General features: G+C 58.5%; 18 protein-coding genes and 1 pseudogene. 9 read left to right on the top strand and 10 right to left on the bottom strand.

Features of this window, described 5'->3' with window-relative positions; genetic code table 11:
* Window positions 1-100: 100 nt before the first annotated feature.
* Window positions 101-916 (top strand): annotated as a pseudogene (locus AC3WOY_RS12565) (NYN domain-containing protein); the annotation flags it as partial.
* A gap of 151 nt (window positions 917-1067) precedes the next feature.
* Here the strand turns inward: AC3WOY_RS12565 and AC3WOY_RS12560 are convergent.
* Complete coding sequence (locus AC3WOY_RS12560; protein ID WP_492424214.1) at window positions 1068-1697, bottom strand: ComEC/Rec2 family competence protein; 630 nt, start codon at window positions 1695-1697, stop codon at window positions 1068-1070.
* Between the two features lie 151 nt (window positions 1698-1848).
* On the opposite strand from AC3WOY_RS12560, the gene AC3WOY_RS12555 reads away from it, so the two are divergent.
* The 7 genes from AC3WOY_RS12555 to AC3WOY_RS12525 all read left to right on the top strand — a co-directional run bounded on the left by AC3WOY_RS12555 (window position 1849) and on the right by AC3WOY_RS12525 (window position 10599).
* Window positions 1849-2169 (top strand): hypothetical protein, encoded by a 321-nt coding sequence (locus tag AC3WOY_RS12555; RefSeq protein ID WP_492424212.1) that lies wholly within the window; start codon window positions 1849-1851, stop codon window positions 2167-2169.
* 68 nt (window positions 2170-2237) lie between these two features.
* Complete coding sequence (locus tag AC3WOY_RS12550) at window positions 2238-2816, top strand: restriction endonuclease subunit S domain-containing protein (RefSeq protein ID WP_492424210.1); 579 nt, start codon at window positions 2238-2240, stop codon at window positions 2814-2816.
* 20 nt (window positions 2817-2836) lie between these two features.
* Window positions 2837-4348 carry a type I restriction-modification system subunit M gene (locus tag AC3WOY_RS12545; RefSeq protein ID WP_492424208.1) on the top strand — a complete coding sequence of 504 codons (1512 nt, stop codon included), beginning with the start codon at window positions 2837-2839 and terminating at the stop codon, window positions 4346-4348.
* The gene (locus AC3WOY_RS12540; RefSeq protein WP_492424206.1) at window positions 4341-5390 is read left to right on the top strand and encodes a virulence RhuM family protein; all 1050 of its coding nucleotides are present in this window, start codon (window positions 4341-4343) and stop codon (window positions 5388-5390) included. Before AC3WOY_RS12545 ends, AC3WOY_RS12540 begins: the two co-directional genes overlap by 8 nt.
* Entirely contained in the window at window positions 5380-6597 is a 1218-nt protein-coding gene (locus tag AC3WOY_RS12535) for a restriction endonuclease subunit S (RefSeq protein ID WP_492424204.1), read from the top strand. The genes AC3WOY_RS12540 and AC3WOY_RS12535 overlap by 11 nt, the downstream gene beginning before the upstream one ends.
* The gene (locus AC3WOY_RS12530) at window positions 6594-9872 is read left to right on the top strand and encodes a type I restriction endonuclease subunit R (protein WP_492424202.1); all 3279 of its coding nucleotides are present in this window, start codon (window positions 6594-6596) and stop codon (window positions 9870-9872) included. The genes AC3WOY_RS12535 and AC3WOY_RS12530 overlap by 4 nt, the downstream gene beginning before the upstream one ends.
* A 1-nt stretch (window position 9873) precedes the next feature.
* On the top strand, window positions 9874-10599 hold the full coding sequence (locus AC3WOY_RS12525; RefSeq protein ID WP_492424200.1) for a M48 family metallopeptidase: 726 nt from the start codon (window positions 9874-9876) through the stop codon (window positions 10597-10599).
* 36 nt (window positions 10600-10635) lie between these two features.
* Here the strand turns inward: AC3WOY_RS12525 and AC3WOY_RS12520 are convergent, their stop codons facing one another.
* The 8 genes from AC3WOY_RS12520 to AC3WOY_RS12485 all read right to left on the bottom strand — a co-directional run bounded on the left by AC3WOY_RS12520 (window position 10636) and on the right by AC3WOY_RS12485 (window position 20424).
* A complete protein-coding gene (locus tag AC3WOY_RS12520) occupies window positions 10636-11349 on the bottom strand; it encodes a hypothetical protein (protein ID WP_492424198.1) in 714 nt (237 codons plus the stop codon).
* Window positions 11346-12746: a LysM peptidoglycan-binding domain-containing protein gene (locus AC3WOY_RS12515; protein WP_492424196.1), complete on the bottom strand. Its 1401-nt coding sequence runs from the start codon at window positions 12744-12746 to the stop codon at window positions 11346-11348. Before AC3WOY_RS12515 ends, AC3WOY_RS12520 begins: the two co-directional genes overlap by 4 nt.
* Window positions 12730-15525: a type VI secretion system Vgr family protein gene (locus AC3WOY_RS12510; protein ID WP_492424194.1), complete on the bottom strand. Its 2796-nt coding sequence runs from the start codon at window positions 15523-15525 to the stop codon at window positions 12730-12732. The genes AC3WOY_RS12515 and AC3WOY_RS12510 overlap by 17 nt, the downstream gene beginning before the upstream one ends.
* Window positions 15526-15644: 119 nt before the next feature.
* Complete coding sequence (locus tag AC3WOY_RS12505) at window positions 15645-16901, bottom strand: patatin-like phospholipase family protein (RefSeq protein ID WP_492424192.1); 1257 nt, start codon at window positions 16899-16901, stop codon at window positions 15645-15647.
* A gap of 81 nt (window positions 16902-16982) precedes the next feature.
* A complete protein-coding gene (locus AC3WOY_RS12500) occupies window positions 16983-17795 on the bottom strand; it encodes a type 2 periplasmic-binding domain-containing protein (protein ID WP_492424190.1) in 813 nt (270 codons plus the stop codon).
* Between the two features lies 1 nt (window position 17796).
* The gene (locus tag AC3WOY_RS12495) at window positions 17797-18570 is read right to left on the bottom strand and encodes an ABC transporter permease (RefSeq protein ID WP_492424188.1); all 774 of its coding nucleotides are present in this window, start codon (window positions 18568-18570) and stop codon (window positions 17797-17799) included.
* Between the two features lie 91 nt (window positions 18571-18661).
* Window positions 18662-19657, bottom strand: coding sequence for an ABC transporter substrate-binding protein (locus AC3WOY_RS12490; protein WP_492424186.1), 996 nt, complete (start codon window positions 19655-19657; stop codon window positions 18662-18664).
* Window positions 19654-20424 (bottom strand): ABC transporter ATP-binding protein, encoded by a 771-nt coding sequence (locus AC3WOY_RS12485; RefSeq protein WP_492424184.1) that lies wholly within the window; start codon window positions 20422-20424, stop codon window positions 19654-19656. Before AC3WOY_RS12485 ends, AC3WOY_RS12490 begins: the two co-directional genes overlap by 4 nt.
* 275 nt (window positions 20425-20699) lie before the next feature.
* On the opposite strand from AC3WOY_RS12485, the gene AC3WOY_RS12480 reads away from it, so the two are divergent.
* Window positions 20700-21422, top strand: a complete 723-nt coding sequence (locus AC3WOY_RS12480; protein ID WP_492424182.1) for a glutathione S-transferase — start codon at window positions 20700-20702, stop codon at window positions 21420-21422.
* On the opposite strand, the gene AC3WOY_RS12475 is transcribed toward AC3WOY_RS12480, so the two are convergent.
* A complete protein-coding gene (locus AC3WOY_RS12475) occupies window positions 21419-21679 on the bottom strand; it encodes a hypothetical protein (RefSeq protein WP_492424180.1) in 261 nt (86 codons plus the stop codon). The two genes, AC3WOY_RS12480 and AC3WOY_RS12475, sit on opposite strands and share 4 nt — an antisense overlap.
* Window positions 21680-21780: the final 101 nt, after the last annotated feature.

Below are 21780 nucleotides of genomic sequence, written 5' to 3'. Positions count from 1 at the left end.
AGGGGACCGTGCGGTTCCTTTCCTGTTATTCGGCGACTCTTCGAGACTGGGGATGAGGGAAATGCAATAATTCCTTCTTCCACACAAATCAGGAGCCCACATGGCCGGCCAGGTAGAAATCACCAGCATGGCGCTGTTCTGCGATTTCGAGAACATCGCGCTGGGCGTGCGCGATGCGAAGTACGCCCATTTCGACATCCGCCGCGTGCTCGAACGCCTGCTGCTCAAGGGCAGCATCGTGGTCAAGAAAGCCTATTGCGACTGGGACCGCTACAAGGACTTCAAGGGGCAGATGCACGAGGCATCCTTCGAACTGATCGAGATTCCGCATGTGCGCCAGTCGGGAAAGAACTCGGCGGACATCCGCATGGTCGTCGATGCGCTCGACCTCTGCTACACCAAGGCGCATGTGGATGCCTTCGTCATCATCAGCGGCGATTCGGATTTTTCGCCGCTGGTGTCCAAGCTGCGCGAGAACAACAAGTACGTGATCGGCATCGGCGTGAAGGATTCAACTTCCGACCTGCTGGCGGCCAATTGCGACGAATTTATCTTCTACGACGACCTCGTTCGCGAGCAGAAGCCCAAGCGCAAGCCGGCGGAGAAGAAACCCGCCGCGAAGAAGGCTGGCAACGGCGCGGCCAAGACACCGCCGCCGAAGAGCGAGGACGACCGGCGCCAGGAAGTGCTCGACTTTGCCGTCGAGACGGTGGAGGCGCTGATCGCCGAACGTGGCGACGACAAGATATGGGGTTCGATGGTCAAGCAGACGATGAAGCGGCGGCGTCCCGGCTTCAATGAATCGGCCTACGGCTACCGCTCGTTCCGCGAGCTGATCGAGGATGCGCAGCAGCGGCACATGCTGACGATCACGCGCGACGACAAGACGGGGCAGTACACGGTGAGGCTGGCGGCGGGAGAGGAGTAGGAGGCTGTTGACACGCGGTATGCAGTGGCAACGTTGACCTCCAATATTCCATCAAGGGTGTTTGCCGACAGCAAGCTGGAAGGAGATTCAGTTAATCGAAATTTTCGAATAACTGCTGCCAATAATCGGCCGGTGATGTTCAAGCCCATGGCTCGACTTCGGAAGAGAAGTTCATCGGTGTCACCTGTATCCAGCCTGTCCGCGGATCCATGTTGAACCTGTGACTTTTCACGCTTCCTTTTGTCGCGATGATCTTGGCGCCGCGACGCATGAATGCGTTGATGACCGCTTTCCGCGGATGCGTGGCACTGTGTTTGCCCGCCGAGACAAATGCCGTGCACTTCGGCGCCGGGAGCGGGGCAGGAAGTTTTCTTCCAATCAGCCGGTCCAGCACGGAAGGAGAGACGTTGCGCCGGCTGCCGTGATGCGGCACCTGGATAAACTTCAGCACCTCGGGCAGCGATATCCCGCAAGACTCAGCGTACAGGGCAGATAGGGTGAGGGCGCGGGGGCCGGCGTCACCCGTCAACAAGACGCCGCGGTCTGCCGGCATGCCGAACAGGACAACGCTGCTTTCATTGTCGGCGGAAGTGCTTACTCCTTCATGCAAGGTCTCGATTCCCCACGACTCGGCGATGCCTGTCAATACCTCCGCGGCCGAGTCGATCGCCCTTCTTAGCGTCCCGTTCAGCCGCGCGATGCGGTCCGGCAAAGACTCCTCGATGTCCGCCATCAGTTGTTCCACATACCAGGTGCGACTGGGCGACATGACTGTGAACTCGCCAATTCGCTGGCCCTGAAATGGTTCGTGGACTGGAATGCCTCGCGCAATGGCCAATTGCGCGAGCGCATGGACTGACGCAAGACTCTGGTCCGGCCGTGGAGAGCGCATCAATGAGCGCCGAATACTCCCAAGGGCGATGCATCCACAACGACCTTACCTCCATCTTTTCCAGAACGACGGACAAGCCTTCGGCGTGATCAATATCGGGATGAGAACAAACGACGTGGTCAACAACGTTCGTCCCGAAGTAACTGCGAATATGGCGAACCAGGTTTTCGCCGGCTTGGCGCGTACCTGCGTCATATACCAGTACTTTGTAGCAGCCAGGCAAGCCATACCGCATGCATATGGCATCTCCGCCTCTCTCGCCGTCATCAACGGGCAAGAGGTCAATTTCAAAACTGACGCTCATGAGTCTTCCGCAAAAAACATGCACCATTTGAGATGGCGCAAATGAAATGCAATCATAGTTGCACGGCGTTCTTTTCACAAGCAGAATTCAGCACCATTGAGGATGGTGCATAAATGATTAATGAGCTGAAACATTTTGCTGACATCCGGGCCGGCTATCCTTTTCGAGGCAGCGTTCCGGAAGTGGGGGATGGCGACGCGTTCGCCGTGCAAATGCGGGATATAGACCCAGCCGCAGGCGTGCTGTGGGCCGGTGCTGTACGCACTCGCCTGGAAGGCCGCAAGGCCCCAGACTGGCTGAAGAAGGGAGATATCCTGTTTGCCGTGCGCGGCTCACGCAACTTCGCGGTCTGCGTGGGCGACATGCCGGCGCCAGCAGTGGCTTCGCAGTATTTCTTTCAGCTAAGGGTGCGCGAACCGCACATCCTGTTGCCGGAATTTCTCTCCTGGCAAATCAATCAGCCTCCTGCGCAGCGTTACCTGCGCAAGAACGCGGAAGGCACCGACCAGCTCAACATCCGCCGCGCCATTCTTGAGGGCCTGCCTGTCGCCGTGCCACCGCTTGAGCAGCAACGCCGGCTGGTTCAACTGGCCGAGGCCGCCCGGCAGGAGCGGGAGACGCTGCAGCGGTTGATCACCGCCCGCGAGCGCCAACTGCACGCCATCGTCGAAAACCTTTTCTCAGTGCATTGAACTTCTTCCCGGAATCACCGATGAACCACACGCCCATCGAACAAGACCTGATCAACCGCACCGTCTGGGGCGCCTGCGACACCTTTCGCGGCACCGTGGACCCCAGCATCTACAAGGATTACGTCCTCACGATGCTCTTCCTCAAATACATCAGCGATGTGTGGCAGGACCATTATGAAGAGTACGAGCGCAAGTACGGCGACCATCCCGAGCTGATCGGTGAAATGCTGCGCAATGAACGATTCGTCCTGCCATCGGAAGCAAGCTTTACCGCACTCCATGAAAAGCGATTCGAACCCGGAAACGGCGAGCGCATCGACAAGGCCTTGCATGCCATCGAGGAAGCCAACATCCAGAAGCTGCGTGACGTCTTCCAGGACATCAGCTTCAACTCTAACAAGCTGGGCGACGAAGCGCAAAAGAACGACATCCTGCGTCACCTGCTGGAAGACTTCGCCAAGCCGGAAATGAACTTGCGGCCCAGCCGCGTCGGCAAGCTCGATGTCATCGGCAATGCCTACGAATACCTCATCAAGAACTTCGCCTCCACCAGCGGCAAGAAGGCCGGCGAGTTCTACACCCCGCCAGAAGTCTCGCAACTCATCGCCCTGCTGGTCGACCCGCAGGAAGGCGACGAGATCTGCGACCCGACCTGCGGCTCCGGCTCGCTGCTCATGAAATGCGGCCAGCTCATTCGCGAGCGTGCCGGCACCCGCAAGTACGCGCTCTACGGCCAGGAAGCCATCGGCAGCACCTGGGCGCTGGCCAAGATGAACATGTTCCTGCACGGCGAGGACAACCACCGCATCGAATGGGGCGACACCTTGCGCAACCCCAAGCTGCTCGACAGCGACGGACTGCTCAAGCATTTCGACATCGTTGTCGCCAATCCCCCGTTCTCGCTCGAAAAATGGGGTTACGACGCCGCCGAGGCCGACAAGTACAAGCGATTCCGGCGCGGCCTCCCGCCGCGTACCAAGGCCGACTACGCCTTCATCCTGCACATGATCGAAACCATGAAGCCTGGCACCGGCCGAATGGGTGTCGTCGTCCCGCACGGCGTGCTCTTCCGCGGCGCGGCCGAAGGCAAGATTCGCAAGCAGCTGATCGACGAAAACCTGCTCGAAGCCGTGATCGGCCTGCCGGAAAAGCTGTTCTACGGCACCGGCATTCCCGCCGCCGTCCTCGTCTTCCGCAAGAGCAAGCGTGATGACAAGGTGCTCTTCATCGACGCCAGCCGGTCCTACCAGGACGGCAAGAACCAGAACTTCCTGCGCCCGGAAGACCTGCGCCGGATTGTCGATACCTGCGCTGCACGCGAGAGCGTCGAGAAATTCGCCTACCTTGCCACGAGGTCGGAGATTGCCGAGAACGATTACAACCTCAACATCCCGCGTTATGTTGATACTTTTGAGGAAGTGGAGGCCATCGACCTGAAGGCGGTGCGCGAGGAGCGGCTCAAGCTCAAGGCCGAGTTGGCGGTGCTGGAGGAAAAGATGGCGGGTTACCTGAAGGAGCTAGGCTATGAGTGAGCAAGCCCCACGTGCTGAGCTGGTGCTCTATGCCACCGAGGACGGTTCAGCCAGATTTTTCCTGCGGGCAGAGGACGGCAGTGTCTGGCTCAGCCAGAGCGAACTGGCCGAGCTGTTCCAAACTTCAGTGCCGAATATCAATATTCACATCAAGAACGTGCTCGATGAGGGAGAGTTGAGCGAAGTTCGAACTGTTAAAGATGACTTAATAGTTCGAACCGAAGGCACGCGGCAAGTGCGACGCTCGGTCAAGCTCTACAACCTCGACATGATCCTCGCCATTGGCTACCGGGTGAAGTCGCCGCGCGGCACCCAGTTCCGGCAATGGGCTACCACCCAGCTGAAGGAGTACCTGATCAAGGGCTTCGTCATGGACGACGAGCGCCTGAAGGGTTCAGACCGCTGGGACTACTTCGATGAGTTACTGCAGCGCATCCGGGACATACGATCTTCGGAGAAGCGCTTCTACCAGAAGGTGCGCGACCTGTTCGCCCTCTCAGTGGACTACGCCGACGATGGACAGGCCACCGGCCTCTTCTTCGCCGAAGTGCAGAACAAGATGTTCTTCGCCGTGACAGGCCATACGGCCGCCGAGCTGATCGTGCAGCGCGCCGATCCCAGTCAACCCAACATGGCGCTCACCTCGTGGAAAGGCGGTCGTGTGCGCAAGGCGGATGTCACCGTGGCCAAGAACTACCTCAACGCTGAGGAGCTGGACCAGCTCAACCGCGTCGTCAGCATGTTCCTGGAATTTGCCGAGATGCGTGCCATGCAGCGCAAGGACCTGCACATGGCGGACTGGCGTGCTTATGTGGACAGTTTCATGGTCTTCAGCGAGCAGTCGGTGCTGCAAGGCAACGGTCGTATGAGCCACCAGGCCATGACAACCATTGTGCACGAGCGTTATGAGCAGTTCGACGCGGAGCGGCGGAAGTCTGAGGCGCTGGAGGCGGATCGCGCGGAAATGCGTGAACTGGAACAGGTGGAGAAGTGGATCAGCAGTCAGCGACAGATCGGCAAGGGAGAGAAAGATGGTGCCTGACGGATGGACGAAAACAGCGCTTCAGGGGTACGTACATATCTACGCCGGCCTTGCGCCAGGAAACTTGGCACTGTCCCAATCGGGGCCGATCCCCTATGTGAAAGTGGAGGACCTCAACAACTGCGACAAGTACCAAACTTCGAGCCGTGAATACCTTCAGGCCAGTGAGACGACCATCCCCGCAGGCACCCTAATTTTTCCAAAGCGGGGCGCTGCAATCTTTTCCAATAAGATCCGTATCGCTGCGAAACCGATGGTGCTCGATACAAACTTGATGGGGGTTGAAGCAGAAAGTGGTCTGCATCACGAGTTCCTCTACTATGCAATAGACTTTGCAGGTCTGTATTCGCTCGCTGATACATCCACCATTCCACAGCTAAATAACAAGCATGTATATCCGTTCCAGCTACTGCGGCCGCAAAGCAAGAAGGAACAAGCACGAATTGCCAAAGTCCTCGCAACTTGGGATCTAGCCATCACCGCTACCGAAAATCTCCTTGCCAATAGCCGCAGGCAGAAACAGGACCTTATGCAAGGATTGCTGACCGGACACAGATACTTTGGGTCACGCAAGACACGTTGGTCGCACCCCGACTTTGATCACGTTTTCGAGCGCATAACGCGCAAGAACACGGCGGGCAATCAAAACGTACTTACCATTTCGGGCCAACACGGATTGATCAGCCAGCGCGAGTTCTTCAACAAGAGCGTTGCCAGCGAAAACTTGCAGGGTTATACCCTGCTGGAGCGCGGAGACTTTGCGTATAACAAGAGCTATTCCTCCGGCTATCCCGTTGGCGCCATCAAGCCGTTGTTGGCCTATGCATCAGGCGTCGTATCCAGTCTTTACATCTGCTTCCGGATCAGACCAGACGTAGAAGCGGATGCGGACTTCTTTCGGCACTACTTTGAAGCAGGCATGCTGAACGATGCGATCAACGGCATCGCTCAGGAAGGTGCCCGAAACCACGGTCTGCTTAATGTTAGCGTCAAGGACTTCTTCAAGCTAAAGCTCCGCGTACCGGCCATCGAGGCGCAACAGCGAATAGCAGAGGTGCTCAACTCCGCTGAGTCCGAGGAGCGATGCATTGCACAACAACTGGCGAAGCTCAAGCGGGAAAAGCGCGCTCTCATGGCCGAGCTGCTGACGGGAAAGCGCCGCGTATCCCTGCCTGAGGCAGCAACAGAGGTGCAGGAGATTGCATGACCGCCGCCCCCCAAACCCGCGAGCAGTACAGCGCCCACATCCCCGCCCTGCACCTGCTCTGCAACCTAGGCTGGCGATTCCTCTCCACCGCCGACTGCCTGCACCTGCGCGGAAGCACGCGCGAAGTCCTCCTGAAACCGCGCCTCATCGAAGTCCTGCAAACCCGCCGTTTCGACTACAAGGGCGAGCAGTACCCGCTCTCGCCCGGCGGCATCGATCAGATCGTGCGCGAGGTTTCTGCATTAAGCCTCGCGGAAGGCCTGCTGCCGGCCAACGAACGCCTGTACAGCAAACTCGCCCTCGGCATCACGATCACCGAGTTCATGCCGGACGGGAAAAGGCATCAGCCTACGATTGCACTCATCGACTGGCACGACCCGGAGGCGAATCGCTGGGACGTGACCGAAGAGCTGGAGGTGCTGTCCACCCATGGCACGCATAACCGGATTCCGGACATCGTCTGCTACGTGAACGGAATTCCGCTGGCCGTCATCGAGGCCAAGCGGCCCGAGGGCGGACACGCAAAGGCGATGGTGGAAGAGGGCGTCAGCCAACAGATCCGCAACCAGCGCAATGACGAGATTCCACAGATCTTCGCCTATGCGCAGATCCTGCTAGCCGTTAGCCAGACGGAAGGGCGTTACGCAACCACGGCCACGCCCTCGAAATTCTGGGCGCGCTGGCGCGAGGAAGAGTTTTCCGAAACGCAGCTCGGCGAGATGAAGAACCGCACGCTGTCGCCCGCTGATCGCATGGCACTGTTCACCGGCAAGCCTGCCACACTGCGCGCCTACTTCGAGTCGCTCTGGTCGCAGTCCATGTTGCCGACCGAGCAGGACCGCCTGCTGGTGGCGCTGTTGTCGCCGGCGCGCTTGCTTGAATTCCTGCGCTTCTTCGTGCTGTTCGACCGCAAGTCCGGCAAGGTGGTAGCCCGCTATCAGCAGTTCTTCGGCATCCGCGCGCTGCTGGCGCGTATCAACCAGAAACGCCCCGACGGCGGACGCGAGGGCGGCATCGTCTGGCACACGACGGGATCGGGCAAGAGCTTCACGATGGTGTTTCTCACCAAGGCGCTGTTGCTGCATCCGCGCCTGAAGACTTGTCGCGTGGTGGTGGTGACGGACCGTGTCGACCTGGAAGACCAGCTGGCGCGCAATTTCATCAACAGCGGCGCCTTCGGTTCCGCCCTGGCGACGAAGAAGGAAGGCGAAAAGGCCAGAGTGAGTTCGGGGCGCGAACTGGCGCGGCGCATCGGGCAGGGAGCCGAACGCATCATCTTTACGCTGATCCACAAGTTCGCCACTGCATCGCGTCTGCCGGAGTGCTACAACCCGTCCGCCGACCTGATCGTGCTGGTGGATGAGGGGCACCGCAGCCACGGCGGCGAAACGCACGAGCGCATGCGCACATCCCTGCCCCGGGCCGCCTATGTCGCCTTTACCGGGACGCCTCTGCTGAAGAGCGAAAAGACGGCGAACAAGTTCGGTCCCATCCTGCATGCCTATACGATGCAGCGTGCGGTCGAGGATGGTACGGTGACGCCCTTGCTTTACGAGGAGCGAATTCCGGAGCTGACGATCGACGAGGGAGCGGTCAACCGCTGGTTCGACAAGATTACGGCCGGCCTGTCCGCGGCGCAGGAGGCGGACCTGAAGAAGAAGTTCGCCAGCAAGCGCGTGGTCTACGGAGCGGCCAACCGCATCGAACTCATTGCCTGGGATATCGCGCAGCACTTCAACGAGAACATCAAGAAGCTCGACCTTGGATTGAAGGGGCAGGTGGCAACGGCGAGCAAGCTGGATGCGATCCGTTACAAGACCTATCTCGACGATACCGGGCTGGTGAGCAGCGCGATCGTGATGTCCGCACCGGACAGCCGCGAGGGCAATACCGAGGTCGATGAAGGTGCGCTGCCTGAAGTGCAGAAGTGGTGGAATGCCAACGTCGTCAACCGGCAGGAGGAGTATGAGCGGCAGGTACTTGAGAACTTTTCGACGGATGGCGAGCCGGATTTGTTGATCGTGGTCGATCGCTTGCTGACCGGCTTCGACGAGCCGCGTAACACGGTGCTTTATATCGACAAGCCGCTCAAGGAACACAATCTCATCCAGGCCATTGCTCGCGTAAACCGGCTGCATGAAGAAAAGCGGTATGGCGTGCTGGTGGACTATCGCGGCATTCTCAAGGAGCTGGATACGGCGGTACGCGCCTATCAGGATCTGGAAGCGCGAACGCAGGGCGGGTATGAAATTGCGGATATCGAAGGCCTCTACCAGCAATTCAGTGCGGAGTACAAGCAGCTGCCGGCGCTGCACGAGGCATTATGGTCGATCTTCCATGAGGTGAAGAACCGGCAGGATATGGAGCAGTTCCGGCAGGTTCTGATGCCGCGCTATGCGGAAGACGAGGATGGCCAGAGTTACGACACGCGCCAGAAGGTGCGCGATGACTTCTACGTGGCCATGACCCGCTTCGGATTGTGTCTGCAAACGGCGCTTTCCTCGCGCAGTTTTTATGAGGACCACCGTTTCTCCGAGGAGAATGTGCGCACGTACAAGAGCGATCTGAAGTTTTTCGCCGACCTGCGCCTGGTCGCACGGCGAGATGCGATGGAGACGGTCGACTATGGCGTGTACGAAGAGCAGATCAGGCGCATGGTGGACAAGCAGGTGATCGGAAGGGAAGTGCGGGAACCGGAAGGCGTCTATCTGGTGCACAAACTGGGCGTCGACGACGATCCAGAACAGTGGAGCGAAGAAAAGACACGCAACGAGACCGATATGATCCGCACCCGTCTGAAGAAGACGATCGAACAGGACCTGGCGGACGACCCCTATGCGCAGAAAGTGTTCTCCGAACTGCTGAAGCAGGCCATCGCGGAGGCGGAAGCCATGTTTGATCACCCGCTCAAGCAGTATGCCTTGTTCAAAAAGTTCGAGGAGCAGGTCGAGCACCGGGAGCTGGTGGGAATGCCGGATGCTTTCGGCGATAACGCACATGCACGCGCCTATTTCGGCATTTTCCGGATGGTGATGGGTGAGCGCGATTTCGCAAATGTGGATACAGCGCAGCTGATCCGCGAGGCATTCGACGTCGACGCGACGGTGCGTGAAGCGGTGGCGGAAAATTCGCTGAATCCGCAAAACATCGAATCGGCGATTCGCAAGGCATTGCTTCCTGGTCTGTTTTCACTCCTTGGGTTGGATCGTGCGAAAGCAGTGATCGACCAGGTAATCCAGGTGACGCGAATCGGACTCAATCGCGGCGCGTTCTGACATGCAGCGTCACGTCCGGTACGGTGATACAAGAATTTCCTTCACGATCCGATTCGTGCAGGGAAGGAAGCGCAGCATTGCCATTCATGTTCTGCCGGACGGCAAGGTCGGCGTCGATGCGCCAGAGGGGACTGCACCGGAAGAAGTCGCAGCGGCTGTCGCCAAACGTGCGCGCTGGATCGTGCAGCATCTGGCGTCATGGTCAGAACGCCGACAGCATGTCTTGCCCCGGGAGTATGTCAGCGGCGAGTGCCACTTTTATCTGGGCAGGCGATACGTGTTGAAGGTGCTTAAGTCTGCGCATGCACCTCCCGGTGTGAGGCTGCTGGGCGGAAGGCTCGAAGTGACCGCGAAGTCGCCGGATGCGGAAACGGTGCGTTGCCTGCTGGATGCGTGGTATCGGTTGCGCGCCCGTGAAGTTTTCTCAAAACGCATCGCGGAGATGGCGAGTCGGGCCGGGTGGCTGCGAACGTTTCCGGATTTCCGATTGCTAAACATGCGGACTCAATGGGGGAGCTGTTCGCCGAAAGGCCTCCTGGTATTGAACCCGCAACTGGTCAAGGCACCGCGCGCGTGTATTGACTACGTTGTTTGCCATGAGCTGTGTCATCTGAAGGTGCACAACCACAGCGCGGGATACTATCGGCTGCTTGAAACGCTTATGCCCAACTGGCAGGAGCGGAAGCGTGAACTGGACGGGATGGCGGAGATTTTGCTGAACTGGTGAGGGGGGCGCAATGGTGGAGGCGCCACTGTCCAGTCTCTAATTGCAAGCTGACAAAATTTTGTCCCCTTGAAGCTGCACCGTATCAGCTTTCCTGATCCATCCGACTGTTTCTGAACGCCCATCTGAAAATTTTGCGTAGTACCAGTCACCTATCTCATCAAATACATATACGAAATCACCGGCAACGACGAATGCCTTTCGCTTTTTTTGTTCAGCCGGCGCTGAGTAAAAATGGGCTCTCTTTCTACAAATAACGGCAAGAGAGTTCCAGTCACCGCTTTCTTCACCTAGGAAAGTGAGCTGGAAGCTGGTCCCCTTTTGCAGAACTGACGGGCCTCCGATAAAGCCTAATATCCAGTCGCAATCCCCGATTTTCTCGGGATTCGAGATTTCAAGTACGTACTTTTTCCCAACGGTCGTGATGACTCCATGGACAACGTCGCTACCCGCCGGCGATGATGGTGCCCGATAACGCGCTGCATCAGCTATGGATATGCGAGCTGTGCCATTCTTAAAGGGTTCACCTCGAAAGAAAAACTTGCATTCGTCAGTTCGTCCAGGCGCGGTTCGGAGGGCAGCTACAAATCCGTGTAAAAGGTTGTTCTTAGGATCGTCGGCGAGAACCATGTAAGGATTGTCGAGGATCGATGAGCGAATTGAGTGGCTAGGTGTCTTCGCGTGAGCCGTCGTGCATCCTGTGAATGCAATTGTCAGGGTCAAGAAGGATTTTAAAATTTTCTGCTGTTTCATTTTTCTTTTTTGAACTTACGGTAGGCGGTCTCGAACTGAACATCGTATTGATTTTGTTTGTAATTAGCGCCGTTATAGAGCAGTGCAGTAGTCGTCCAATCGAGTTTCTTTAGCGCCGCCAGGATGCGCGGTTTCACTTTTTTTATGAATAGGACAAATGCCTTAATTTGTTCCTTCTCCGAGCGCGACATGGCTTTTGTAAAATCATGAGCGGAAGCGTAGCCCATCTGCTTCCAGTTACTTCCCATAATTTGAAATGCCCCCCAGGAGCAACTCTCTAAAGCCGCTGCTTTGTTTAGTTGGTATGCTTTGCATAACCGCTTGTAGCTTAATACTCCAGCAAGGTATTTATCTTTCGCTTCGGTTGCCGCGCCGGATTGAAGCATTTTGTTTATATCTACTGCACTGTCCTTAACTTTCTGACTATCGCGCTTATTAATAGGGCGATAGTATTGGACGTTTTCAGGGACGTTGCGCTTTTTCTTGTAGTCGCTATCGGCCGGTACATACTTAGTCTTAGGAACGTAATATCCGTTTGGAAGGGAGATATCCGGATGTTGCGCACTGTGCTGGTGTTGTGTCAGGTTAGAGAAATAATGTCGTTCGTAGAGAATTTTTGGAAGCTCGCGACCGTTAATCTCAATAAAACCTCCGTTCTTGGATTCCACCTCTGCAAAGGCCCGAATTGCAGCCTCTTCGACGTCGAGTTCCTTTGCTGCCCATGCATAGTCAGCCGCTGTCATCTTTTCGCCGTTGAATTTGTCTAGGAACTCATCCAATCCAGGGAGATCTCCCTGCACGATCGTTACTGACTTTCTATCTGCAGTGGTACTTATTTTTTTTGTTGGGCCAAGGTCTTTCTTGTCAGTCGTCGGTGGCGGTGGCTTCGTTGGGTTGGTCGTCGGCGCCGGACGTTCTTTTGGATCGGGTCTCTTTTTTTCGGGAGATTCTGGATGCTTTTGGGCCTTTGACTCAATCATCATATGGCCGCCTACGAGAGTGACAAGTTTATTACCCACACCTGAGATTGCGGTTGCAGGATGCTTCCAAGTACCGTTTAATCGTTGAATGCGGATTCGTACGAAGTCATCAGGTGTTTCGGTCAAAATTCTCTGACTTCTCCCATCCTTGCCTGACTTGCCTCTGACGGTTTTGTTGCAATACTCAATCTGATAATTGAGCCCTTCAATTTTATTTCGGTCAATGTCAAGAAAGAGCGCTTGTACACCACAGGCGGCTTCTTTTCGTAAGGCGATACGTTGGTTAGTTGCAATCTTGTTTGGATCCTTTATGCCATTGATCTTCATTAGCTCGCTGACTGTCGTGCCGTTTTCACGAGCAATTTTTCCGAGAGTGTCTCGATCTTTGACAATGTGGAAGTTACGTTGTGTGTCCATGTTGCTCCTCATTCGAATTTGTCTGTTCGTCTAATTCGTCGTCTGGATTCTCAATGTACTCTTCGACCTGCCAGCTTCCCTCGTCCACGAAAAGAACCAGCTCTTTCGGTTCATTGATGAATATTCGATCCGTTAACCCGTTTTCATCGACGATGCCCGATGAAATAAAGTTGCCTTGCTTGTCGTAGACGGAATACGGTTTTCCCTTGCTGAGGAATCCAATCTCGCCGTCGTTGTGAGCTAAGTGAGACAGATCGAACTGCTGGCTATATAGCGGCTTTTCCATATCAACGAGAAGCGGTATCTTAGGCAGCTGCGGTAGATCAGGGGTGACTGATGCAGGCCCGGTCAAGTTTTTTACGCTGCCATGAATGTTCACCGGTCCTGGCGCCTTCAAGGTGATCTGTCCGTTACCGACTTCAATCTGGCAACCACCAGCAGTGAGGCGGATACTTTTCGGTGCAGTGATTTCAATATGCCCGTCCACGGACGTGACCTTGATGTCTTTCTTCGCAATGGCTTCTATTTCATCGTCCTGCGCCTGGATCTGCACCTTGCCCTTGCCGGCGAAGAGCTTGATGCCGGACTTGGCGACGAACACGCTCCACGCTTCCTTGATGGCCATCGACAGCTTGTTGCCCACCGCGATGTTGGTATCCTGTTGACTGGAGAAGTGGATATGCTCGCCGGCGGCGATTTCATGGCTTTTCGGCGTCGCATTGATGATGCCTGCCGGGCTGGAAATCGCGAGGATCGGTTCTTCATAGCCAGGCACCGTTGCCTTCTGCCCGGTGCCGCCTTGCTGTGTGTAGGTCTTCCCTGCGACCTTGATCAGGCGCTCCGCTTCGGCGTTCGCTTCCAGCGGATCGGCGTTGTGGTCCTTCGCCGCATCGGACAGCATCTTCGATAGTTCGAGGTTGTTCGCGAGCTGGTTGGTCAGTTCCTTGCTGTCCAGGTGCGTGCTGCTTTCATTGTTCCTGGCATCGGTGCTGATGAGCATGCCCCTGCCCGCACGAATGGCGCCGTACTGGTCTGTGCGCAGCTCAAAACCCTCGCCCCTTGGCTCTCCTTTCCCTTCCCTTCTCGGAAGGACGAGGTAACCTTGATTGAGTGCAGTCTTGCCATGATCCGTTGCTACCCGGATGCGCTGCTCGTTCGTGGTGTCATCCCAAACGATCTCGTTCAGACCCCTGCCCTTGTACATCTTGCTCTTGATGCCGGAGAGCGCCTTGTTGCCGGGGAGATTGCCGGCATCGGTGAAAGCAGCCGGACGATGCGTGCCGTTGTAGACCGAACCGATCACGATCGGTCGGTCGATGTCGCCGTGGATGAACTGGATCAATACCTCGTCACCGATGCGCGGAATCCACACCTGCCCATAGTGGTTGCCGGTCCATGGTTGCGCCACGCGTATCCAGAGGGAGTCGCGATCGGTGCTGCTCGCCCCCGCGCCTTCGGCAAATGCGTGGTCCAGGCTGCGGGTAAAAGGCATCCTGACCTTGATGCAGCCGTACTCGTTGACGTGGATCTCTTCGCCGGGCGGGCCGACGACGACGGCGGTCAAGAGTGTTGGTGCGACCGGCTTCGCATGTTCGGTGGTGCTGAACGCGGGAATGATGGGGATATGGCGGCGGGTGGCATCGAAGCCGGTGCGGAACACCGGTTCACCGCCCTTGTCGTCTTGCAGCAGGTTGTTGCGGGCGAACAGGCGGGTGCGCAGCACCGTGAACTGCCGGTCTTCCGGCGCGTCTTGGTCGTGCACTGGGTGGTCGGCCAGTTCGAAATAGCGGCCGACGGCCAGTTCGCGGTGGCTGCCGCTGCCGTTGAAGGTTTTACTGGCGAATTCATGGGCGCCGATGCGCAGCTTACCGTAGCGGGCGTAATCGTCATCGTCGTTGGCGCTGTGGTGCGGTTCGTAGCGCACGTCTTCCAGCGTGCTGGCCAGTTTCTCGCCATGTTCGCCCTGGTCGATGCCGGCGCCGTCCTGCTGGGTGCTGGTGACGACAGACTTGTATTCATAGCTGGCGCGTTCGGTGCCGCCGGGTTGCAGGGTGCGTACGCCCTGCCAATTCGTGATGCTGTCCTCGGACTCGGTGCCGTCGTCACGGTGGAAGCGGATCTTGTCCGCAGAAGCAGGTTCCAGTACCGACACATCGTCGAACAGCACCAGTGTCAGCTTCGGGTGCTCTCCCGGTACTCCCGCATCGCCATGCTCGAAATACCAGGAAATCCCTTCTTGCGCCAACCATCGACAAATGAACGCTGTATCCGATTCGTTGTACTGGGTGACCCAGGACTGGGCGGGGTGTTCTCCCATGCAGCGGTCGTCGAGGTCGAAGCAGGAAGCCAGCACCGGATTGTTCTGGCGGTGTTCCTGCAGCAGCACATCGACAAACTCCAAAACGGACAAGTCCTGGAACACGCGGCTGTTGACGCGACGGGCCAGCACGGCGAACGGGTCCTGCAGGGTGAGCACATAACGGGTGAAGCCGCCGTCGGAGCCGCCGAATTCGGCGCGGGTGACCAGGCCGCACAGCGCGCGCTCCTCGCCGCCATCCGTCAGCAGTGAAACCTGCACCGGCAAACCGATGAACTGCTTCAGTTCGAGGTGGGCATCGGCAGACAGGCAAGTCAGGGAGTAGGTGAAGCCTTCGGAAACAGCTTCATCGCCGGACAGCTCCTGCGGCAGCAGCGTGCTTTCCTCGATACCGGAGCCGGGTGCAAACGACAGCGTGAACAGGCGGCCGGACTGGGTGAAGGGCAGATCGAGCGCGGACATGAATTGCCTTTATTGAAACAAATCAAGGCTGCAAACACTACCATGAAGTTGTCTCAATAACAATTGTTCGCGAAGGAAACTATGTTTACGGCGAGATGGATTCGGATTCGACGCGTCGCTCAGGCCATTTCGCTGCTTGCGGGCTGTACCACCGCCGCCTGCATCGGCGCAGGCGCGCCGGGAATGGTGCGGGCCCCCTGCACCGGCTTCGGCAGCGTCGGGGCCTCCGCATGATGCGGATTGATGAACAGGCGTTCTAGGTTGGTATCCGACGCAATACCGAGCAGCGGCGCCCCGCCGCCGTCGATCTTGCCGTTTTCCCACGCCGCCGCCACTTCACGGCCCAGTTCCCGCAGGTGCTTGAGGAAGCCCAGCGCGGTATTGCTCTTGCTGGCCACGCCCATGCACGCCATGTCGGCATGCGGCGGGATGTAATGGATCAGCACTTCCACCTTGTCGTGCAGCGTCTTGCATGCTTTCATCGCCTCCGCATGCGGGCGCAGCTGGCGCAGCAGTTCGTTGATTTCGTGGATGCGCTTGATCTCGGAAATCAGCGAGGCATTGAATGTGATCTCGTTCATGCGGTCGATGATTTCCCATGCGGTATCCGGCGGCAGGGCCGTCTTGTCCATCACGATCGGATTGACGCCGACGATCACGAGGTCGCGCGACTCCTGCTTGTGATGCTGGACCAGGGGGATGAGCGCGGGATCGGCCACATAGCCGCCGTCCCAGTAGTATTCATCGCCGATCTTTACCGCGCGGTCCGCCACCGGCAGGCAGGCTGAGGCGAGCAGGTGGTCGACATCGATCTCATGCTTGCTGAAGGTCTGCAGCTGGCTGGTGCGCACATTGGTCGTGCAGACATAGAGCGCCGGACCAATCGTGCTCGCGCGCAGGGCCTTGAAGTCGATGCAGTCGGCGAGCGCCATCGAGACCGGATTCTGGCGCAGGTCGAACAGCCGCTGGTATGGCGACATGACGAGCGACAGCGCGTTCAGTGCAATCGGGACCGGCGTGCCGTCGATGTTCCAGGATGGATGGAGCGGATTGGCAATGAAGCGGTACGGATTGAAGTTGAAGTCGCCGATGGCGGCGACATTGGTCCAGAATTGCTTGAGCAGCTTTCGCGTTTCCGCACGGCGCGCTGCGTCCGTCAGCGGCGTGCCGTCCGGCCCCTTTTCCATGTTCAGGCCATAGGCAAGCACCGCCGCAACCATGGCGCCGCCACTCGTGCCGCTGACAGCGGCGATCTCGATATCCTCGTTCTGCAACAGCCGGTCGACGACGCCCCAGACATAGGCGGAGTGCGCGCCGCCGCCCTGCAAGGCAAGGAGGATCTTTTTCTTTGATTTGCGATGGTGGTTCTTGGGCATGGTCCTGGTCTCATGATGAAGATTGGCGCAGTACCAATGTAGGGGAATGCCTTCGCATGTGCAACCTGCGTCGGCGATTGCTCAGTGGCAATCGGGGGCATTCTGGTCCAGGTAGACCTCGAAGGCGATGTTGCGCACGGCGGTCTTCATCGTCTTGTCGAGATGGCCGGTGGCCTTCCAGTCGGCCGCGACCTGCCGGAGGAAATCCGCGCCCTTCTTGTCGGATGCCGGCACGACGAAAGCCAGTGCCGATTGCGGACCGGTCGGCAGGCGGGCGGAGAATTTTTTCCACTCCGGATACTTGATCAATTCTTCCAGCAGTGCGCTGTCATGCACGGTCGCATCGCATTCGCCGACGCGCACCGCGATCAGCGCATCGGCCGGCGCCTTGTAGACCATTTCGATGGCGCCGTATCTGGGTCCGAGGGTGCCGATGTGCAAGCCCCCTTCCGACACGCAGACCTTGCGCCCTTTCAGCTGTTCCCAGGTCTTGATGTCGGTATCGGTGCGCATGATCGCCATCGGGCCGGAGGCGTAGCCGGTCGGGATGACGGTATGGGTGCGGGTAAGCGGATCGTTCTCGGCGACAGTGGCAAGCGTGAGGTCGATCTTGCCGTCGGCCAGCAGTGCCGCCTGTTTGCCGGGCACCGTCTGCACTGCGTGCAGCGGCAGTTGCTGGCGCTTGGCCACGTCTTCCAGGAGCGCCTTGTCCAGCGTCTCGGGCGTGCGGTACTTCGTGCCGGCCTTGTATTCCGGCACGATAAAGTGGATGCCTGCGAGCAGTTTGCCGCGTTGCTTCGCACGCTCCAGTCCGCTTGCCTGGCCCGTGCTGCCGGCGCCGGAGATGGCGATGGCAAGCAGGACGTGCGGCAGGCGGAGGGCGGCAATGTTCATGTCAGACGTATTGGTAACGAAGGACGCGGTGCTTCAGGCGCTCAAGCAGGACCTGGTCGATCAGCGGCGCGATGATGGCGATGGCGAGGATGTTGGTCATCACGCCCACCATGTCGGCGGTCTCGCCTGCGTAGGAGAGCGAGCGGCCGAGGCCTTTGCCGAAACCGACCAGCATTTCACAGGATATCAGCGCGCGCCATGCATTGCCGAAGGCGAGCTGGGCGCCGGTGATCAGCTCGGGCATGACGGCGGGCAAGTAGACGCGCTTGACCATTTCCCAGTGCGAGGCGCCCATCACGCGCGCGGCGGACACGTGTACCTGCTGCACGCTTTCGGTCGCGTTCATGACCGACAGTGCGGCGGGGAAAAAGGCGGAGATCGCGACTACGACGATGATGGGCATGTTGCCGAAGCCCATCAGGATCAGGAACAGCGGCACCCATGCAATCGATGGAATCGACTGCAGGATGATGATGGCCGACTTGAGCACTTCGCGGAAGAAGAACAGGATCGCGCCGATCAGGCCGAAGCCGACGCCGAACAGCATCGCCGAACCGTAACCGGTACCGAGGCGGAACAGGCTGCCCCAGAGCGCGGTGCGGAAGTTCTCGGACTGCATTTCGTTCGACAGCCGGATCATCACGGTATGCACGTCCGGCATGAGGAAGTCGGGCAGCGACCAGGCAGCGGCCTGCCAGCCGAGGAGGATGAAAACGACGGCGAGGACGAAGGCGAATTTCTTGCTGTTGCCGCTGATGCGTGTCTTGGTGCTCATGTTGTTCTTAAATGCGATGGCCGGCGGAGGTGCCGGCCATGTGTCGTTCGTTGATGCTCCCTTCTCCCGCAGGCGGGAGAGGGGAGTTGGATTACAACTTGCGCTGCTGCTGCCAGCTCAGATCGAGAATCGACTTCACATCAAACGGCTTCCCGTCGCGCGTCTTCAGCGAACCCTGTTCCTGCAGGATGTCCGCAATCTCCTGCATGCGTGCCTGCTCCTTCGCCGTCAGCACCGGGCTGAAGGTCTGGCTCTTGATGGCGTCGGTGATGACGGTCTCGCGCGGGATGTCGCCCTTGTTCAGGGTCTTGAGCGTGGGCTCGCTGATGAAGTAGCCGGCGATCAGCTTGGAGGCATCCTGCGGCTTCTTCTGCAGCATGTCGATCGCGTCCTTCTGCGCATCGAGCGACTTCCACAGTGCATCCTTGCGGTTCTTCAGCGTGTCGCCGGAGGTGATGACCACCATGCAGGGGAAGGGCCACACTTCGCCGATCTCGTAGACCTGCTTGACCGGGGCAACCAGTTGCGCGATGCTGGCCTGCGGCTCGAACAGGAAGGCGGCATCGACGCGCTTGCCGATCAGCGACTGCACCGCGACCTGCGGGCTGACGCCCATCACGTTGACGTCGTCCGGCTTGAGGCCGGCCTGCTTCAGCACCACGCCCTTGAGCACGGTGTCGGCGGTGCTGCCCTCGGCCTGCGAGGCGAGCGTCTTGCCCTTCAGGTCGGCGACCTTCTTGATGCCCGATTCGTCGCGCGCGATGATCGCGTGGTAACCGTGCTGCGCGCCGCCCACCACCTTCAGGTCCGCGCCCTTCGATGCCCATGCCACCGCGTTGGTGAAGCCCAGCACGCCGGAGTCGAGCTGGCCGCCGACGATGGCCTTGATGAGGTCGGTGCCGGACTTGAATTCGACCAGTTCGACGTCGAGGCCGTACTTCTTGTAGAGGCCGGCTTCCTGCGCCACGATCGCCTGCGCGTCGTCCATCACGCGCAGGTAGCCCACCTTGAATTTTTCCTGAGCGTTCGCCTGCGTGGCGAGCGCGAATGCCGCGACTGCGGCGAGCAACAGTTTCCCGGATTTCATATTCCAGCTCCTTCCGTCAATGGTACGTCCTCGTGCTCTGCATGGATGCCGAGCAATCCCAAAATCTCGCGCCGCACATCGGCGAAGTCCGACAAATCGTGTGTCTTCTCGAAATGCTCGAGGTTGAATTCCTTCAGCACCTTCGCCGGACGGTGGCTGAATACCAGGATGCGGTCGGCGAGGAACAATGCCTCGTCCACATCATGGGTGACCAGCAACACCGTCGGCCGCGCTTCGCGGATCAGGTCGCGCAAGACATCCTGCAGTGTCATGCGGGTAAGAGCGTCGAGCGCACCGAAGGGTTCGTCCAGCAGCAGCACCTTCGGACACGTGATGAAGGCGCGCGCCAGCGCCGCGCGCTGCCGCATGCCGCCCGAAACCTGGTGCGGGTAGTAATCCTCGAAGCCCTGGAGGTTGACCTTCGCCAGCCAGGCAGTCGCCTGCTCGCGCGCCTGCTTCTTGTCGACCTTCTGCAGCTCCAGCGCCATGGCGACGTTCTGCACCAGCGTCATCCAGGGATAGAGCGCGTTTTCCTGGAACATCAGCATGCGTTCCGGGTTCGGGCCCTCGACCGGTTTGCCGGCCGCCAGGATCTCGCCGGCGCTCGGTTTTTCCAGCCCGGCGGCAATGTGCAGCAGCGTCGACTTGCCGCAGCCGGACGGGCCGACCAGGGCGACGAGCTGGCCTTCGTCGAATTCGCGGCTGAAATCGTCGATGACCTGCAAGTCGGAAAAACGCTTCTTTATGTTGTTGAACGACAGCTTCATCAGGATTCGTTGGGGTGGCGCCGGGCGGCAGGGGGAGCCGCGCATGGGGCGCAGGTTATGGTTTGGCCTGCCGGAATTACTTTTGGTAATAACGCAATGTAGTGGCGCGTTGGGCAGAGGACAACAATTTTTCCCGACTATGCTTATACAAAAATGTGAATAAGCTTAGCGCGGAGCGTCATTAGATAGTGGAAACAAAAGAGAGTCAACGCCGCGTCGCAGGCGTGGCAATTTGATAATTGGTGGTTCGACAATCTTGTGCGGGGAGCTGTTCCATGCGCTACGAATTGTTCTACTGGCCGGGCATCCAGGGGCGCGGCGAGTTTGTGCGGCTGGCACTGGAGGAAGGCGGCGCCGATTACGTGGATGTGGCGCGGCGCTCCGAGCGGAGCGGGATGGGAATGGCGGCGATGTTCCGCCTGATGGAGGACGAAACCCTGCGGCAACTCCCCTTCGCACCACCCTTCCTGCGTGCCGGCGAGCAGGTGATCGCGCAGACGGCGAACATCCTGTTCTTCCTCGGACCGCGGCTTGGGCTGGCGCCGGAAGACGAGGCCGGGCGGCTATGGGTGCATCAGTTGCAACTGACGATGGCGGATCTTGTTGTGGAGGCGCACGACACGCACCATCCGATCGGTGTGGATCTGTATTACGAGGAGCAGAAGAAAGAAGCCTTGCGCCGCGCGAAGGAATTCACTGCGTCGCGGATGCCGAAGTTCTTCGATTACTTCGAGGCCGTGCTGCGGCGGAGTGCGGGCGAATGGCTGGCGGGGGACATGCTCACCTATGCCGACCTCTCGCTGTTCCAGATGGTGGAATGTTTGCGCTACGCATTTCCGCGCGCGATGGAGCGGCTCGAACCGGGGTATCCGCTGCTGGCGTCGCTGCATGCGCGTGTGGCGAAACGGAAGAGGATTCAGTCTTACCTCAAATCGAAGCGCAGGATTCCGTTCAACAACGACGATGTGTTCCGCCGGTATCCCGAGCTGGATGCTTAACCGCCCACGGGCGGTGTCGATTCCCTCGCGCAATCGCACTCATACCACTTGTGCTCGTTCCAGATGTCCAGGTTGAATTCTCCCTGCTGCGGCACGCGCTTGCCGGAAGAACTCGTAGCCGAAGTGCCATGCAGCTGCGCCGGTGCGAGCATCGGGTCTTCTTCCAGCGGACTGCCGCCGCACCCGGACAACAATGCTGCAAGAGGCAATAGCAGGGGGAGGGAGTAATGCTTGCGGAGAATTGCAACGAACGTCAAAACGGGTCTTCTCACTCTTTGTCAAAAGAAATTTCGTAACCGACTGCAACATCTCTGAGGTTGCGAGCGGGAAAAGGTTCCGTGGGGATTGGATGACGGAC

It is taken from the genome of Noviherbaspirillum sp. FW303-A3, from assembly GCF_058788695.1.
Note: the sequence above shows the minus strand (reverse complement) of the source record. Positions and strands in the feature narration are given on the sequence as shown.

What these genes read in the sequence shown, in the direction of transcription:
- AC3WOY_RS12550 (WP_492424210.1), top strand. Translation starts at nt 2,238, where the DNA reads ATGATTAATGAGCTGAAACATTTTGCTGACATCCGGGCCGGCTATCCT.
- AC3WOY_RS12520 (WP_492424198.1), bottom strand. Translation starts at nt 11,349, where the DNA reads ATGAAACAGCAGAAAATTTTAAAATCCTTCTTGACCCTGACAATTGCA.
- AC3WOY_RS12535 (WP_492424204.1), top strand. Translation starts at nt 5,380, where the DNA reads ATGGTGCCTGACGGATGGACGAAAACAGCGCTTCAGGGGTACGTACAT.
- AC3WOY_RS12485 (WP_492424184.1), bottom strand. Translation starts at nt 20,424, where the DNA reads ATGAAGCTGTCGTTCAACAACATAAAGAAGCGTTTTTCCGACTTGCAG.
- AC3WOY_RS12495 (WP_492424188.1), bottom strand. Translation starts at nt 18,570, where the DNA reads ATGAGCACCAAGACACGCATCAGCGGCAACAGCAAGAAATTCGCCTTC.
- AC3WOY_RS12510 (WP_492424194.1), bottom strand. Translation starts at nt 15,525, where the DNA reads ATGTCCGCGCTCGATCTGCCCTTCACCCAGTCCGGCCGCCTGTTCACG.
- AC3WOY_RS12545 (WP_492424208.1), top strand. Translation starts at nt 2,837, where the DNA reads ATGAACCACACGCCCATCGAACAAGACCTGATCAACCGCACCGTCTGG.
- AC3WOY_RS12505 (WP_492424192.1), bottom strand. Translation starts at nt 16,901, where the DNA reads ATGCCCAAGAACCACCATCGCAAATCAAAGAAAAAGATCCTCCTTGCC.
- AC3WOY_RS12540 (WP_492424206.1), top strand. Translation starts at nt 4,341, where the DNA reads ATGAGTGAGCAAGCCCCACGTGCTGAGCTGGTGCTCTATGCCACCGAG.
- AC3WOY_RS12555 (WP_492424212.1), top strand. Translation starts at nt 1,849, where the DNA reads ATGCATCCACAACGACCTTACCTCCATCTTTTCCAGAACGACGGACAA.
- AC3WOY_RS12490 (WP_492424186.1), bottom strand. Translation starts at nt 19,657, where the DNA reads ATGAAATCCGGGAAACTGTTGCTCGCCGCAGTCGCGGCATTCGCGCTC.
- AC3WOY_RS12500 (WP_492424190.1), bottom strand. Translation starts at nt 17,795, where the DNA reads ATGAACATTGCCGCCCTCCGCCTGCCGCACGTCCTGCTTGCCATCGCC.
- AC3WOY_RS12530 (WP_492424202.1), top strand. Translation starts at nt 6,594, where the DNA reads ATGACCGCCGCCCCCCAAACCCGCGAGCAGTACAGCGCCCACATCCCC.
- AC3WOY_RS12515 (WP_492424196.1), bottom strand. Translation starts at nt 12,746, where the DNA reads ATGGACACACAACGTAACTTCCACATTGTCAAAGATCGAGACACTCTC.
- AC3WOY_RS12560 (WP_492424214.1), bottom strand. Translation starts at nt 1,697, where the DNA reads ATGTCGCCCAGTCGCACCTGGTATGTGGAACAACTGATGGCGGACATC.
- AC3WOY_RS12480 (WP_492424182.1), top strand. Translation starts at nt 20,700, where the DNA reads ATGCGCTACGAATTGTTCTACTGGCCGGGCATCCAGGGGCGCGGCGAG.
- AC3WOY_RS12525 (WP_492424200.1), top strand. Translation starts at nt 9,874, where the DNA reads ATGCAGCGTCACGTCCGGTACGGTGATACAAGAATTTCCTTCACGATC.